The following is a 14,851-nucleotide window of genomic DNA, read 5'->3' as shown; positions in this document are numbered from 1 at the left end:
GCCGGTCGAGAGGGGCGCCCCTCTCGTGCGGTTCACCTGATCTGAAAGCCGTGCGCGAAGGGATCCCGGTCGTCGACGAAGATCGTGTTGTGGCCTGTGATCCTCGCCCATGCGCCGATGCTCGGCATGATCCCCTCGTGGGGTCCCATATTGACGCCGCTTTCGACGCGACCTTCGAAGATCGTGCCGATCAGGCTTTCGTTCCGAAAGGCATCGCCGATCTTCAGTCGTCCTTTCCCATGCAATTGCGCCATTCGCGCCGAGGTTCCGGTTCCGCCCGGCGAACGGTCGATCGCCTTGTCGCCATAGAAAACCGCGCCGCGGCCATCGGCATTTCCGTTGCTAGCACGATCGCACCAGATTGCATGGTGGACGCCGCGGATCCTCTCATCCTCCGGGTGGACAGGATCGCACACCTCCGCAAGTGCCGTCCTGAGTTTCTGGCTGAAGCCGACGAGCTCCGAGGCTGTCATGCCGTCCAGGCCTGGCCAGTTCCGCTGCGGCTCGACGACCGCGTAGAAATTGCCGCCATAGGCGACGTCGATGACCAGCCTTCCGATGCCGGGAACCTCGACCTCCACATCGGCGCTATGAAGATAGCTCGCGACATTGAAGAGGCGCACGCTTTTGACGAGATCTCCGTCCATCTCGTAGGTGACGTCCACCCTTCCGGCCGGCGTCTCGATGGACAGGATCCCTGGTCTTTTCGGCGTTACGAGCCCCTCCTCGATAACGACTGTCGCGAGGCCGATGGTGCCCGCGCCGCACATTGGCAGGCAACCGCTGACTTCGATGAACAGTGACGCGAAGTCGCAGTCCTCGCGGAAGGCCGGGTAAAGGATTGCGCCGGACATGACATCGTGGCCGCGCGGCTCGAACATCAGGGCCCTGCGGATCCAGTCGAAGTCCCGAACGAAGATCTCCCGCCGCTCGGAAATCGGCAGATGCGGAAGCAAGGGTCCGCCACCGGCAACGACGCGGACCGGATTGCCGCAGGTGTGGGAGTCGATGCAAAAAAAGCTGCGGCGCATGACAGTCTCTTCCAGTGTCCTACAGCCCCGTGCGTTACGCCGGGCGGGTGTTCCGCCCCCGCTGGAGGGCGCCGCGCGAGAGCCTGTCGAGCAGAATGGCGACGGCGACGATCGACAATCCTGCGCGCAAGCCCAGGCCCATTTCCATGCGGGTCAAACCACGGGTCACCTCGGCGCCAAGGCCGCCTGCACCCACCAGCCCCGCCAGGACCACCATCGCCAGGGAGAGCAGGATGCACTGGTTGAGGCCGACGACGAGCGTCGGGGTCGCGGAGGGGATTTCGATCTTGAAGAGGATCGCCCGCGGCGAGGCTCCCGTCGCCTGCCCGAGTTCCAAGAGGTCCTTCGGCACCTGGTTGAAGGCGAGCGTGGTCAACCGGAGCATCGGCGGGACGCCGTAGACGATCGTCGCGATGATGGCCGGCACCCGGCCGAGGCTGAAGATCATGACGGCAGGGATGAGATAGACCCACGGCGGTACCGTCTGCATGATATCGAGCACGGGGCGGATCGCCGCCTCGAGTTGTCTGTAGCGGGCCGCCAGGATTCCGAGCGGAAATGCGATCAGCACCGAGATGGTCACTGCGACAGTCACCAGTGCGAGCGTCTGCATCGACGCCATCCAGAGACCAACCAAGAAACAGAATGCCAGCGCGATGCCCGTGATCACCGCGACGCGGATGTTCACGAGGACGGCGGCCAGGACGAAGGCAATGACGATGACTCCGTATGGCGGCAGAAAAAGCAGGGCGGATTCGATCGCGCCCAGGACCGCCTCGACGAACTTCGTGACGGCCTCGAAAAGGGGATGGAAGTTGGCGTTCAGCCAATCCACTGCGGGAGCGAGGTAGGTGCCAGGGGAAACCTGAATGGATTCCGGGTTCATCTTCTGCCTCCGTTCGCGGTGCGTGCCGCGCTCTGGGCCAGCCGGTCGAGCACCATGGTCAGGATGACGATCGCGATCGCGGCGTTGATCGACGTTGCGATGTCGAGCGTGCGCACGGCTCCGTAGATCGTCTCTCCGAGACCGCCCGAACCGACGATGCCGGCGATGACGACCATGCCGAACGCCATCATCAGGCTCTGGTTGATGCCTGCCATGATGCTCGGAATGGCGAAGGGCAACCTGATTTTGGTGAACATCTGCCAGGGCGTCAGGCCGCTCGCCTGGCCCAGTTCGATGAACTCGCGCGGGGTCATGCGTATGCCGAGAGAGGTCAACCGGATGGCAGGCGGCATCGCGACGATGAAGGTCGCGACGAGCGCCGTGGCCGGGCCGTAGCCGAGCAGTGCGATCGCGGGAAGAAGATAGATGTACGGCGGAAGCGTCTGGATCAGGTCGAGGACCGGTTCCAGGAACCGGTCGAACGATCTTGCGAAGCCCGCGACGATGCCGACCGGAATGCCGACGAGAAGCGCGAGGATCGTGGCGGTGATGACGAGAGCCAACGTGCTCATGGTCTCTGCCCACAATCCCATCAGGGCGCAGAAGACCAGGGCTACGCCGATCAGCGCGCCCGCCACGGCATTGATCATCCGCCACCCGCATGCCGCGGCGATGACCGCGATGACGTAGAACGGGGCAAGCTGAAGCAGCCAGAGAATGCCGCCATAGGTTCCCTCGAGAACCATTCTGACGAACTCGAACAGCCATTCGCCGTTGTCACTGATCCAGCTGAGCGCATCATCCGTCCAGGTGTCGAAAGTATCCGCAATGATCGAAGTGTCCATTTCCCTACCCCCAGGTCAGGCCGCGACAGGCTCTCCGGCGGTCGTGCCGGCAACACCGCGAAGCAAGCCGCGCGTCGTGACAACACCGACGACGGCGCCGTTCTCGACGACCGCGACCGCGTCACGGTCGGACTGCATGGTAAGGTCGATCAGTTCGCCGATGTCTGCCTCCGGCGAGGTCCGGAGCAGCGCATCGACGTCGCAATGCGGCTGCGCGCTCTTGAATTCGGCGAGCGGCCGCATGACCGAATGCGCCTTGACCAGATGAATCCTGGATATGCCCGCCACGAAATCGGAGACGTAATCGTCGGCGGGCTTGGTCACGATCTCCTCGGCGGTTCCCACCTGGACGATGACGCCATCCTTCATGATGGCGATCCGGTCGCCGATGCGGATGGCTTCCTCCAGGTCGTGGGTGATGAAGACGGCGGACTTTCCGAGCGACTTCGTCAATTGCCGGAACTCGTCCTGGAGCTGTCGGCGGATGAGCGGGTCGAGCGCGCTGAACGGTTCGTCCATCAGAATGATCTCGGGATCGGCGGCGAGCGCCCGGGCAAGACCGACACGCTGCTGCATGCCGCCCGACAACTCGCTCGGATAGCGCGCCGTCCAATCGGCGAGCCCCACCTTTTCGAGCGCGGCGCGGGCGGTCTTGTTGCGTTCGTCCCTGGCGACACCCCGGACCTCAAGGCCGAAGGCGGCGTTTTCGAGGACCGTCCTGTAGGGAAGAAGCGCGACGCTCTGGAACACCATGCCGATGTTGCGTGCCCGCATGTCCCGGAGCTCCGCCGCATTCAGCTTGGCGATCTCCCTGCCCTTCACCGTGATCTTGCCGAGGCTCGGCTCGATCAGGCGGTTGAGAAGACGGATCAACGTCGACTTGCCGCTGCCCGAAAGGCCCATGATGCAGAAGATCTCGCCGCGGCGCACCTGGAGGCTGGCGTCCGACACGCCGACAACGCAGTCGAAGTCCTTGAGCACCTGCTTCTTGGACAGTCCGCGTTCGGACACGGCCTTGACGGCTGCGGGAGCGCGGGCCCCGAAAATCTTCCAGACGTTCTGGCAGTCGACCAATACTTCGTTGGAGTCATTCATCGCAGTTTTCATCGCGTTCCCCGCGGGCCAGCTTGGCGCCGGCCTTCATGTTTCGGAATGTCGGGCGGGTCGCTGATTTCAGCGGCCCGCCTTTCGAGGTCACTGGCTCTTGATATTTTCCCAGCGCTTCAGGAGGTCGGCATGGCTGTCGGTCCACTCCTCGACGGCCTCATCCATTGTCTTGCCATCGCTGACTGCGCCGTTGATCGCGGTGATGTCGGCGAGCGGAACGTAGACGCTGGCGATCACTTCACGAGCGTGCGGGTTTTCCGCCGAGAAGCCCTTCTGGCCAATCCAGTAGTAGCTCTGCGGCGGCGGGAAGATGCCTTTCGAGTCCTTGAGGAACTTCACAGGGTATTTCTGCATCATCCAGGACGGCTCCCAGATGGTGACGGCGATCCATTCCTTGCGGTCCATGGCCGACTTGAGCGCGGCGGTCATCGCTGCGGTGCTGCCTTCGACGAGCTGCAGCTTGAGATCGTAGGCTTTGACGGCGTTGGCAGCGTCGCGCATCAGCCCGGAACCGGGCTCGATGCCGACGATCTTGCCTCCGAACTTGTCGGCGTTGTCGTTGAGCTGCTCCGTCGAATCGATCGTCACGTATTGCGGCACGGCAATGGCCTGATAAAGCCCATGCGAAACCGGGGAGATTTTCTCCAGCCGGTTCTTGTTCTTGTCCCAGTAATCCTGGGCGACATAGTCCGTCTGCGAGGCGAGGATTTGCACGTCGCCCTTGCTGAGCGCGGCGTAGGCGATGCCCCACTCCGAAAACTCGGTTACCTTCACGGTATAGCCGGAGTCTTCAAGCACCTTCTTGGTGATCCCGGTGATCGGGGTGAGGTCCTCCCAGGACATCGTGCCTATGGTGATGGTCTTTTCCTCCGCATGGGCGGACAGCATGGTCATCCCGACCATTGCGGCAGCGCAGAGCGCCTTCCACAAAGTCTTCATCGTCGTTCTCCTGTTTTTCGTTCCCATTCTCATTGAAGACCTGCAGTCGGCTCAGTCTTCATATTGCGCGGCGACGGATCATCCCTCGCGGCCTGCGCGCAATTCCTGCAAACGGATCATTGCATTGATACCCAGCCATGCGAACGGCTCCGGCGGCAGCCGGGACGGTGCGGGGTGATCCATGTATTCTTCGAGATGCCGGGAGTGGGTCCCGGTCGCCAGTTCAGCCGCCATCATGCCGGCAAGCGTGCTCTTCACCGTGCCGAGACCGTTCTCGCAGCAGGCGGAATAAAGTCCCTCCTCGACTTCGCCGAAGGCGGGCACATGGTTGAGGCTGAGGCAGATCCGCCCGGCCCAGCTATGTTCGAACGGTATTCCTTTGAGGCCCGGAAACCGCGCGTCCAGCGAAGTGCGATGCGCCTCCGCCATCCTGGCCATGCGCCGTTTGGTCAGTTTCACGGTGGTGTCGTAGGTGTACTTTGTCCGGATGGCGATGCGCGACTGGCCGCCGGACGTGATCTTGCGAACCGTCGCACCCATGGCATCGGCCGGAAGCAGAGCCCATCGATCTTGCCCGGAGACCCGGCGGCCGAAATCGTCTGCGGGGAAAGGGGCGGTCATCGACGCATAGGCGAAGATATGCATCAGCCGCCCACGGAAGTGGCCGAAGTCGTCGATGTGGCCATTGACGCCCACTATCACCTTGGGCGCAGTCACCTTGCCCCGCGGACAGACGGCCGTCCAGGCACCGTGCGCACGCTTCAACGCGGTGACCGGGGAAGTTTCGAAGATCTCTACCTTCGGCGAAAGCCCGGCGGCCAAATCGCGGATATAGTCGGCCGGCTGGATCAGCACCGCGCCGGGCGTATACAGCCCGCCGAGATAGTAGTCCGACCCGGTGATCTCGCGCATTTCGGCGGCATCCAGGAGGATGTGCTGCTCCCCTGCGCCTTTCAGGGAATGGCCGAAGCTCAGGTTCAGCTTCATCCCCCGTGCCGTTGCCGCGGCGTTGATCTTCCCCGCAGGGTCGAAGGTCTCCCGCGACATCCGGTATTCAGCGGCTGCCTCCTTGGCAAAGGCGATCGCGGATCGGTTCTGGGCCATCTCCAGCCTGGTCGCGTCGGCGCTGCCGCTCGAATATTCGCTGGAGGAGAGATTGTGCGGGACGTCGATCATGAATCCGGAATTCCGGCCCGACGTCCCCTTGCCCAGCTCGCTCGCATCAAGGACGACGATCTTGTCGTCCGGCCGAAGCTGGAGCAGACGACGGGCTGCGGAAAGGCCGGCGAAGCCCGCGCCGATGATCAACCAGTCGGCCGTGACGTTGCCTTCCAGGCTCCGGGCCGGGAACGGACGCCGACTGACCGCCTCCCAACCCGAGATGCCGTTTTCAACCGGCAAGCGCTTCACCGGCTTGGAGATCATCGGATCGTCTCGTCCACCGAGCGCTCCGAGACGTCGATCCAGATCGTCTTGAGCTCGCAATAGTTGTCGTGGGCGAAGATCGACTTGTCGCGGCCGCCGAAGCCGGACTCCTTGTAGCCGCCGAACGGCGTCGTGGCGTCGCCCTCGCCGAAGCAGTTGACGGTGACGAGGCCGGCGCGGATCTCGCGCGACAGCTTGATCGCCTTCTTCAGGCTGCCGGTGTAGACCGACGCCGTCAGGCCGTAATTGGTGTCGTTGGCCAGCGCCACGGCTTCGGCCAGGTTCTCGAAGGTCGTCACCGACAGGATCGGCCCGAAGACCTCCTCCTTGAACAGCCGGCTTGCCGGCGTGACGCCGTCGACGACCGTCGGCTCGATGTAGACGCCCTTCAGCGTCTCGCCGCCGAAGGCGACCGGGAGCGCCTCGCTCTTCACGTCGTCGAGGAAGGACTTGACCTTGTCGAAGTGGTTCTTGCTGACCAGCGCGCCGAGGCGGTTTTCCGGGTCGAGCGGGTCGCCGGTCTTCCACTCGCGCAGATAGGCGCCGATGCGGTTCATGAGCTCGTCCTTGATGCTGGCCTGGACGATCAGCCGCGACGTCGCCGAGCAGTTCTCGCCCATGTTCCAGAAGGCGCCGTTGACCACCTGCTCGGCGACAAGGTCGAGGTCTTCGGCGTCTTCGAGCACCACGGCCGGGTTCTTGCCGCCGCATTCGAGGACGACCTTCTTCAGGTTGGAATCGGCGGCATAACGCAGGAAGCGCCGGCCGGTCGGCGTCGAGCCGGTGAAGGCCACCATGTCGACATCCATGTGCAGGCCGATTGGCTCGCCGACCTCCCGGCCGCTGCCGGTGACGACGTTGAAGACGCCGGCCGGGATGCCGGCCTCATGGGCGAGTTCGGCGACCCGCAGCGTCGTCAGCGTCGTTTCCTGGGCGGGCTTGACGACGACCGGGCAGCCGGCGGCCAGCGCCGGGCCGATCTTCCAGGCGAGCATCAGCAGCGGGAAGTTCCACGGCAGCACGCAGCCGACGACGCCGACCGGTTCGCGCACCACCATGGCGAGCGCATTCGGCCCGACATTGTTGGTGTTGTCGTAGAGCTTGTCGATCAGCTCGGCATGCCAGCGGATCGTGTGGATCGTCTCCGGCACATCGACGGCCTGGCATTCGCGGACCGGCTTGCCGCTATCGAGGCTCTCCATGACGGCAAGCTCGTGGCGGTTGCGTTCCAAGAGCTTGGCGAGCTTGAGGAGCGTCGCCTTGCGGTCGCCGGGAGACTGAAGACGCCAGCGGCCGTCCTCGAAGGCCTGCCTCGCCTTGGCAACCGCGAAGTCGACGTCGCTCGCGTCACAGGCGGCGATCTCGGCCAGCACCTCGCCGGTGGCGGGATTGGTCGTCGTGAACGTCTTGCCCGATTTCGCCGGACGGAAGGCGCCGTCGATGAAGGCATTGGTGGGCAGCTGGAGGCCGGCGGCGATCGCCTTGTATTCGGCGGCGGTCAAGGGTTCATGCATAGTTGGCTCCCGAGGTGATTTGGGCGACCGTGCGCTTCAGGGTGGCGACGACAGTCTGCAGCGTTCGCTTTTCGTCGGAATTCAGGGGGCGCAGCGGCGCCCGGACCGGACCGGCCTTCAGGCCGACCATCTCGCAGCCATGCTTGATCGACTGGACGAACTTGCCGGTCTCGAGGAAGTCCATCAGCGGCAGCATCGCCGTCATGATGGCGCGGCCCTTGTCGAAGTTCTTCTCGACGACGCAGGCCTCGTAGAGGGCGACGTGCTCGCGCGGCAGGAAGTTGGAGCCGGCGCAGACCCAGCTCCTCGCCCCCCAGGCGAAGAATTCGAGCGCCTGGTCGTCCCAGCCGCAGGAGAGCGAGATATGCGGGAACTTGCGGGCGAGCAGGTGCAGGTTGCCCATGTCGCCGGAGCTTTCCTTGATCGCCACGACGTTCTTCGACTTGCCGACGCGGGAGAAATATTCGTCGCCCATCATCACGCCCATGCGGGCCGGATAGTTGTAGAGCATGATCGGCAGGTTGGCGGCGCGGTCGATGGTCAGCGCATGGACGGCGTTCTCGCGCTCGGTCGGCAGCGCATAGGGCGGCGACGAGACGAGGATGGCGTCGGCGCGGATCTCCTTCGCGGCTCTCGCATACTCCACCGAGTCCTCGGTCCTGGTCGCACCGGTCCCGACGATCAACGGCAACCGGGTGCCGATGACGTCCCTGGCATGGGCAGCCAGCTCGACGCGTTCCTGCGCCGACTGGGCGTAGTATTCGCCGGTCGAGCCGCCGATGATGATGCCGTGGACCTTCGCCTCGATCAGCGATTCGAGGACCTCGGCGAACGCCTTCTTGTCGATCTTGCCATCGGCTGCGTGCGGCGTGACCGCCGGGGTGTAGATGCCTTCGAATTTCACGACGATTTCTCCATCGATTCGGCGGGCACCTCGACGAGGGCATCCGCCTTCATTCCCTGCGGCGCGATGAACATCTCCATGTTCTCCCGCGACAATTCCCAGTGCTCGAAAACGAGATCGACGACGGTGTCTTCGTCGTGTGCAGCGATAGCGGCGATGAAGCCGTCGTGGTGCTCCACGGCAACCTGGAGGCGACGGTGCATGTCCTCGTTCCTGGGCCGGAAAAAAGTGTGGCCGATCCGCGCGTGGTCGATCAGAAGACGGCCAAGGCTCGGCTGCAGGTAGGCGTTACCCGACATCTCGCCGATGATCTCGTGAAAGCGGTTGTTCTCCAGCACCATCGCAAGGGTCTCGCCGGTCACGCTTGCCGAGCGGAATCGCTCCTGCGTGTCCTTGAGCTCGCCGAGCTGCTTCGGCTTGAAGTTCTGGACGGCGAGGCGGCCGATCGCCGCGTAGACCATCGGAGCGACCAGGAAGAAGTGCCTGAGCGTCTGGTGGTTCATGGGGATGACGCGCGCACCGCGGTTGGCGCGAATGTCGATGTAACCTTCCCCCTCGAGCCGCCGGAAAATCTCCCGGACGGGCGTGCGAGAGAGACCGTACTGCTCGCCCAGACTGACCTCGTCCAGATCCTGGTCGGGGTCTAGTTCCATCGTCAGGATCTGACGCTTGAGATCGTCGTAGAGGCCGTTCTTTCCGCTTTTCACCGAATTTCCCTCCTGGAATTCCGTGCCCGTAGTCTCTCGAGGATGTCCGTTGACGGCAGGAAGGTCGCACAGCCCGGCGATCGAGTCAATTAAATTGTATAATCTGCGTACACAATGATTATTGCACAGTAATACAATGTTGCGGAGCCCGCCTTGCACACCGATGCGTGGCGCGCGCTGAATGTTTGCCCGCGGCGCTTCGGATTGGACCCCTCGTCTTGATAGGAATCGAACTTCGAACCCTTTACGAAGCACCGGCTGAGGCTCCGCTCGCGGACACCCATTCTGCCGTTGGGGCTGTTGTCACCCACAAGCTTCCGGCCAGCGCCTAGCGGCGCCTCAGCAGTCGAGTTGCAGCCAGCACTGCAACTCCGGTGCGTTTCAAAGGTGGATGCTGTATATTAGAATTTTAGCGTGTTTCCGGGAGGGGATCCCGATGAACGTCGCGTCGTGGCTTGAGAGCTTGGGGCTTGCGCAGTATGCCCCGTTCTTTGACAGCAACGCGATCGACGCTGAGATCTTGCCCAAGCTGACTGCCGAGGATCTGAAGGAAATCGGTGTCGCTCCCCTCGCTCATCGGAAGAAGATCCTCGAGGCGATCGCTGCACTCGAAGGCAGCGGCGTTCCGAGGCAGCCGACGATTTCGGGGACAGTCGCTCATGTCAAGCAACCCCCGGAAACCCGCCCACGCGAAGCCGAAAGACGTCAGCTCACCGTGATGTTTGCCGACCTGGTGGGCTCGACAGGTTTGGCCACCCATCTCGACCCGGAAGAAGTGAGCGCGCTGCTGCGCCAGTTCCAGAATGCCGTTGCGGGCGAAATTGTCCGTTACGACGGGTATGTTGCAAAGCTGATGGGCGATGGTGTTCTTGCCTATTTCGGGTGGCCGCAGGCGCACGAGGAAGAAGCGGAACGGGCGGTCCGAGCAGGGCTCTCCGTCGTTGAAGCCGTGAAGGCGCTCTCCACCAGGGACGGTCAGCAACTGTCCGTCCGTATTGGCATAGCGACCGGCGTTGTTGTTGTCGGAGACTTGATCGGGACCGGCGCAGCCCAGGAAAACGCCGTGGCTGGGGAGACCCCCAATCTCGCTGCTCGACTGCAGAAGCTCGCCGAGCCGGATACGGTCGTGATTTCGGAACTGACATACCGGCTGCTGGGCAGGCTCTTCGAGGTCAAGCGAATTCGCCCGAAAAAGCTGCATGGCTTTGACACCCCCACCAGCTCATATCTGGTAATCGGAGAAAGCCGGGCCGAAGGCCGTTTCGATGCTCTCCACTCAGGAGTTGCCGCGCCATTGGTCGGCCGGGAACTTGATCTCGGCGTGCTTATTGACCGATGGAAGCTCGCGTCGTCCGGAGAAGGACAGGTTGTGGAGCTGTTTGGCGAGGCAGGTATCGGCAAGTCGCGGATTCTTCAAGAGCTTCGCGAACGGCTGAAGGGCGGCCCGGTCACGTATCTGCGCTACTTCTGTTCGCCGTATCATGCGCAAAGCGCGCTGTATCCTGTCGCTGACCAACTGCTCCGCGCGGCCGACATCAACCGGACGGACCCGCCTGAAACGCAGCTGACCTTCCTGGAGGGAGCGCTTGCGGCAATGCGAGACCCGCAGCAAGCCGTTCCGCTAATTGCAGCCTTGCTCTCGATTCCCACCAGCGACCGCTACCCTAAGATCGACCTGATGCCGCAAATGCAGAAGGCGCGCACGTTCGAGGTCTTGATCGAGCAGCTGGAGGTCCTCGCGGGCAGCAAACCGGTCCTCGTGCTCCTGGAGGACGCCCACCACCTTGATCCGGTTTCGGCCGAACTATTCGACAGCATTGTTGGGCGCATCCAGCGGCTGCCGGTTATGCTCATCGCCACCTATCGCCCGGAAGGAGCCGTCCGATGGAACGGTCTCCCCCACGCTACCTTGCTGACCTTAAACCGCTTGAGCCGCGCCCAGACAGCCTCGATTGTCGATGCCATGACGCGCGGAAAGCACCTCCCGTCGGCAGTTCTGGACCAGATTCTCGGAAAAACCGAGGGTGTGCCGCTTTTCGTCGAGGAACTGACTAAAGTAGTTCTGGAATCCGGCCTCCTCGAGGAAACCGGCGAAGACTACAAGCTATCGGGCCCCTTGCCTCCGCTTGCGGTGCCGGCAACTCTCCACGACTCCCTGATGGCCCGTCTCGACCGCCTCGCCTCGGTCAGGGAGGTCGCCCAAATCGGTGCGGTAATCGGGCGGGAATTCAGCCACGAGCTACTCGCTGCGGCAACGGGCATGCCGGAAGCCGAACTGGAGATGGCAACGGAACAGCTCGTCGCCGCAGGCTTGGTGTTCCGGCGCGGCGGCAGAGGTCAGGCTAGCTACGCCTTCAAGCACGCGTTGGTTCAGGATGCCGCTTACGGGAGCCTGCTTTTGAGTCGGCGACAGCAGCTGCACGCCCGAATTGCCCAAATCCTGGAGGCGCGATTTCCCGAGATCGTCGCAGCCGAACCCGAATTGCTGGCCCACCATTTCGAGCAGGCATCCCTCGTCGAGAAAGCCGTCGAGTACCACGAACGAGCCGGGCGGCGGGCGTTGTCGCGTTCGTCGCTATCGGAAGCTCTTCTGCGCTTCGGGAATGCACTGAACGGATTGGCGACCCTTGCGGCCTCGCCAGACCGGTCGCGACGCGAACTCTCGTTGCAGCTGGCAATCGGAAGTGCTCAGACGGCTGCGCACGGCTTCGCTTCTCCTGTCACGGGTGCCGCCTATTTGCGAGCCAGGGAAATCTGTGAGGAACTGGGCGAAATGCGGGAGGCATTTCCCGTTCTCTACGGTATTTGCTTGTATTACCTCTATGCCGCCGAACTGTCCGAAGCGCGTCGCGCGGCCGATCGACTGCTGGAACTCGCCAACAGCTGCAATGACCGCGGCCTCTCGTTCTTCGCGCATCGGGCGGCGGGTGTGTGCGCCCTGCCCGCAGGCGAGTTTTCGCGCGCACGGACTCACCTGGAGGAGGCGTTGGCGCTCTATGACCCGCAGGAACATCGGTCCCCCGCCTTCGTCTACGCTTTCGACCCGCGCGTCGTGTGCCTCGACTACCTGGCACGAAGTCTTTTGGCTCTCGGCTTTCCCGAACAGGCACTGACTGTCAACGACGAAGCGACGGCCGAAGCGAGAAACCTGGGACACCGTAACAGTCTCGCACTGCCCTTGTTCTTTGGTGGTGTCATCCGCCAAATCCTGGGCGATCGCAAAGGGACAAAGCTTCGTGCCGCCGAACTGTCGCAAATATCGGGAGAGGCGGGATTTCGGTTGTGGCAGGCCGGCGCTACCGTCCTTCAGGCGTGGGCAGTCGCTGAAGAAGGCGACACCGATCGCGGCAGGACCGATCTCCAAAGAGGTGTCGAGGAATGGAAAAGCACAGGGGCGCGATACATGGTGCCGTACTTTGCCGCTGTTAAGGCGCAAATTGAAATGGGAGCTGGCAACGCAGCGGAAGCGACCCGGCTGCTTCAGGGGGCGCAAGGCGACATCGCACGGACGAACGAACGTTGGTTCGCGGCGGAAGTGCTTCGTCTCCAAGGAGAGGCTGCGCTTTTGCCCAATGTCGGGCGGGGGAAACAGGCTGCGGATTGTTTCCGGGAAGCGCTGACTACGGCGCGAGCCCAGGGGGCGCGTTTTTGGGAGCTTCGTGCGGCGATGGGACTTGCGCGCTTGGACGGCACCGGAACGAGCGCGCGGGAGCAGCTGGCTGAGATTCTCGCAAGTTTTGCGGAAGGATCTTCATTGCCGGACCTAAAGGCAGCGCATCTGCTCGCAACCACAAATTCACCAGCAGCTTGAAGGGAGGAGGCCATGCCCGAATCGGATAGTCGTGGGTTCGTGAAGGAAGCGAGTGACCGATGGAACGCCGCCTTCAACGGCGGGGACGCCGCTGCGGTTGCGGCGCTGTACACCGAGGATGCTACGGTGTTGCCGCACACCCATGCAGTCGTCAAAGGCACAGCTGCGATCGCTGATTTTTGGGCCGGACTGATCTCGGCTGGGGTCAAGGATCACGGCATTGAGCTGCTCGGCGTGGAAGAGGGAGGGAACCTCGCCTTTTCGCACGGCAAATGGCGGGCCACTGGACTTGCAGAAGACGGAAAAGCAGTCCGTTTTGAGGGCACAATCGTGACCATCTTCCGAAAGCAGGGCGATGGCTCCTGGAAAATTTGCTTGCACACATGGAATTGAGACCGCGGTTTGGCACGCGTTTACAGCGACCTTTGTGCGTCTGATAAGACGCACGGCGCTGTAGGGGCTGGCTTCTCGCCCCCTCATGATTTCGCGCTCCCTTTTGACTTCTCCGTATACCTCTGGGAGGCTTGCGGCCTCACGTGTATGAGCAGGGGGCATGTCACGCGCATGGAATCGGCCATGTAGCGCCAGCCCATTCGAGGGTCCGGGATTGAGCAAGCCGAACTATGGGGACATCGCCCGTCACGCGGGAGTCGGAACCGCGACCGTCGAGCGGGTCCTGAACGGGCGGGGAGGTGTTCGCCCCGAACTGGTCGAGAAGGTGCTTCTTGCGGCGCGCGCCTTGAACTACCCGCGCAAGCTTCCCGAGGCGCATCGAGGCTTGCTGCGCATTGAAGTGTTGATGGTTCGTCCGGAAACGACCTTTTATCAGCGGCTCTCCAAGGCGTTCGAGAGAATCGCGGCCACCCTCGACCCGTTGGTGGTCGTACACCGCAGCTTCGCCGAAGAGATGAAGCCGGAAGAAATTGCCCGGCGCATCGTGTCCACCGATGTTGCACGGGCCGGCCTGATCCTTGCAGTACCCACCAGTCCGGTGATCAGTGCTGCGGTGGAAAAGGTAGACGCGCAAGGGTTGCCGGTGGTTCACGTCGTCACCCGGGCTTCCGAGCGAGTCGGCGAATTCGTAGGTATCGACAATCATGCCGTCGGCCGGACGGCGGCGCTCTTCATCAGCCGAATGGCTCGCCGGACCGGGCCGGTGGTTGCAATCTGCCATCCCGTCTATCAGGTGCATCGCGATCGTATCCGCGGGTTTTCGGACTATTTTCGTGAAAACCCCGGAGGCTCCAGCTTCGAATGGCTGGGATTCGGTCGCGACGAGGGGCGCGTCAGCGCCGACCGCCTGTGGTCGGCGCTGGAGATGTATCCCGACCTTGCCGGCCTCTACAACGCCGGAGGCGCCAATTCCGCCCTGATCGACGTGCTTTGCCGGCATCCGCGCGGCCGCGATGTGTTCTTCGTTGGGCATGAACTGACCGAAAACACGCGCGCGGCGCTGCGCGACGGCACAATGGATGTGGTGCTGGACCAGGCGCCGGAGGCGCAGGCCCGTCGTGCGCTGGACCTGATCCTGTACCGCACCGGTCTCACAGATATCGAGCCGGATCAGGCTCCCATTCGCTTCATTACCATCACGAAGGAAGGGCTTTGATCTAATCAGATCAAGGAAGGCTTCGGCGTTCGGACTGGCCCCTGATAATTTCGCGTCAGGGAGGAGAGCCGGA

Annotated in this window: 12 protein-coding genes; 3 read left to right on the top strand and 9 right to left on the bottom strand. The window is 62.9% G+C overall.

The features are described 5' to 3' along the window. Positions 1-32 precede the first annotated feature (32 nt). The 9 genes from AU381_RS22630 to AU381_RS22590 form a co-directional block, all read right to left on the bottom strand. Entirely contained in the window at positions 33-1,031 is a 999-nt protein-coding gene (locus tag AU381_RS22630; protein WP_064243953.1) for a 4-hydroxyproline epimerase, read from the bottom strand. Between the two features lie 34 nt (positions 1,032-1,065). Further along, positions 1,066-1,917 (bottom strand): ABC transporter permease, encoded by an 852-nt coding sequence (locus AU381_RS22625; protein ID WP_064243952.1) that lies wholly within the window; start codon positions 1,915-1,917, stop codon positions 1,066-1,068. Then, on the bottom strand, positions 1,914-2,762 hold the full coding sequence (locus tag AU381_RS22620; protein WP_064243951.1) for an ABC transporter permease: 849 nt from the start codon (positions 2,760-2,762) through the stop codon (positions 1,914-1,916). Before AU381_RS22620 ends, AU381_RS22625 begins: the two co-directional genes overlap by 4 nt. 15 nt (positions 2,763-2,777) lie before the next feature. Continuing rightward, on the bottom strand, positions 2,778-3,857 hold the full coding sequence (locus AU381_RS22615; protein WP_425288631.1) for a quaternary amine ABC transporter ATP-binding protein: 1,080 nt from the start codon (positions 3,855-3,857) through the stop codon (positions 2,778-2,780). A 99-nt stretch (positions 3,858-3,956) separates the two neighbouring features. Further along, a complete protein-coding gene (locus AU381_RS22610; protein ID WP_064243949.1) occupies positions 3,957-4,808 on the bottom strand; it encodes a glycine betaine ABC transporter substrate-binding protein in 852 nt (283 codons plus the stop codon). A gap of 78 nt (positions 4,809-4,886) precedes the next feature. Next, a complete protein-coding gene (locus AU381_RS22605) occupies positions 4,887-6,233 on the bottom strand; it encodes an NAD(P)/FAD-dependent oxidoreductase (protein ID WP_064243948.1) in 1,347 nt (448 codons plus the stop codon). Beyond that, positions 6,230-7,747 (bottom strand): aldehyde dehydrogenase, encoded by a 1,518-nt coding sequence (locus AU381_RS22600; RefSeq protein ID WP_064243947.1) that lies wholly within the window; start codon positions 7,745-7,747, stop codon positions 6,230-6,232. Before AU381_RS22600 ends, AU381_RS22605 begins: the two co-directional genes overlap by 4 nt. Continuing rightward, positions 7,740-8,651, bottom strand: coding sequence for a dihydrodipicolinate synthase family protein (locus AU381_RS22595; RefSeq protein WP_064243946.1), 912 nt, complete (start codon positions 8,649-8,651; stop codon positions 7,740-7,742). Before AU381_RS22595 ends, AU381_RS22600 begins: the two co-directional genes overlap by 8 nt. After that, on the bottom strand, positions 8,648-9,358 hold the full coding sequence (locus AU381_RS22590) for a GntR family transcriptional regulator (protein ID WP_064243945.1): 711 nt from the start codon (positions 9,356-9,358) through the stop codon (positions 8,648-8,650). The genes AU381_RS22595 and AU381_RS22590 overlap by 4 nt, the downstream gene beginning before the upstream one ends. A 436-nt stretch (positions 9,359-9,794) precedes the next feature. On the opposite strand from AU381_RS22590, the gene AU381_RS22585 reads away from it, so the two are divergent. From AU381_RS22585 to AU381_RS22575, 3 genes are all read left to right on the top strand, one after another. Further along, the gene (locus AU381_RS22585; RefSeq protein WP_064243944.1) at positions 9,795-13,169 is read left to right on the top strand and encodes an ATP-binding protein; all 3,375 of its coding nucleotides are present in this window, start codon (positions 9,795-9,797) and stop codon (positions 13,167-13,169) included. A gap of 12 nt (positions 13,170-13,181) precedes the next feature. Then, complete coding sequence (locus AU381_RS22580) at positions 13,182-13,562, top strand: YybH family protein (protein WP_064243943.1); 381 nt, start codon at positions 13,182-13,184, stop codon at positions 13,560-13,562. A 214-nt stretch (positions 13,563-13,776) separates the two neighbouring features. Continuing rightward, a complete protein-coding gene (locus AU381_RS22575; protein ID WP_064243942.1) occupies positions 13,777-14,778 on the top strand; it encodes a LacI family DNA-binding transcriptional regulator in 1,002 nt (333 codons plus the stop codon). Positions 14,779-14,851: the final 73 nt, after the last annotated feature.

The organism is Sinorhizobium glycinis (genome assembly GCF_001651865.1).
In the GTDB taxonomy this organism is placed as follows: Bacteria; Pseudomonadota; Alphaproteobacteria; order Rhizobiales; family Rhizobiaceae; genus Sinorhizobium; species Sinorhizobium glycinis.
The sequence above is the reverse complement of the archived record's forward strand: the minus strand, read 5'-3'. Positions and strand labels throughout refer to the sequence as shown.

Coding starts and splice junctions, on each gene's coding strand:
- AU381_RS22580 (WP_064243943.1), top strand. CDS start 13,182: ATGCCCGAATCGGATAGTCGTGGGTTCGTGAAGGAAGCGAGTGACCGA.
- AU381_RS22630 (WP_064243953.1), bottom strand. CDS start 1,031: ATGCGCCGCAGCTTTTTTTGCATCGACTCCCACACCTGCGGCAATCCG.
- AU381_RS22605 (WP_064243948.1), bottom strand. CDS start 6,233: ATGATCTCCAAGCCGGTGAAGCGCTTGCCGGTTGAAAACGGCATCTCG.
- AU381_RS22610 (WP_064243949.1), bottom strand. CDS start 4,808: ATGAAGACTTTGTGGAAGGCGCTCTGCGCTGCCGCAATGGTCGGGATG.
- AU381_RS22600 (WP_064243947.1), bottom strand. CDS start 7,747: ATGCATGAACCCTTGACCGCCGCCGAATACAAGGCGATCGCCGCCGGC.
- AU381_RS22615 (WP_425288631.1), bottom strand. CDS start 3,857: ATGAATGACTCCAACGAAGTATTGGTCGACTGCCAGAACGTCTGGAAG.
- AU381_RS22625 (WP_064243952.1), bottom strand. CDS start 1,917: ATGAACCCGGAATCCATTCAGGTTTCCCCTGGCACCTACCTCGCTCCC.
- AU381_RS22585 (WP_064243944.1), top strand. CDS start 9,795: ATGAACGTCGCGTCGTGGCTTGAGAGCTTGGGGCTTGCGCAGTATGCC.
- AU381_RS22620 (WP_064243951.1), bottom strand. CDS start 2,762: ATGGACACTTCGATCATTGCGGATACTTTCGACACCTGGACGGATGAT.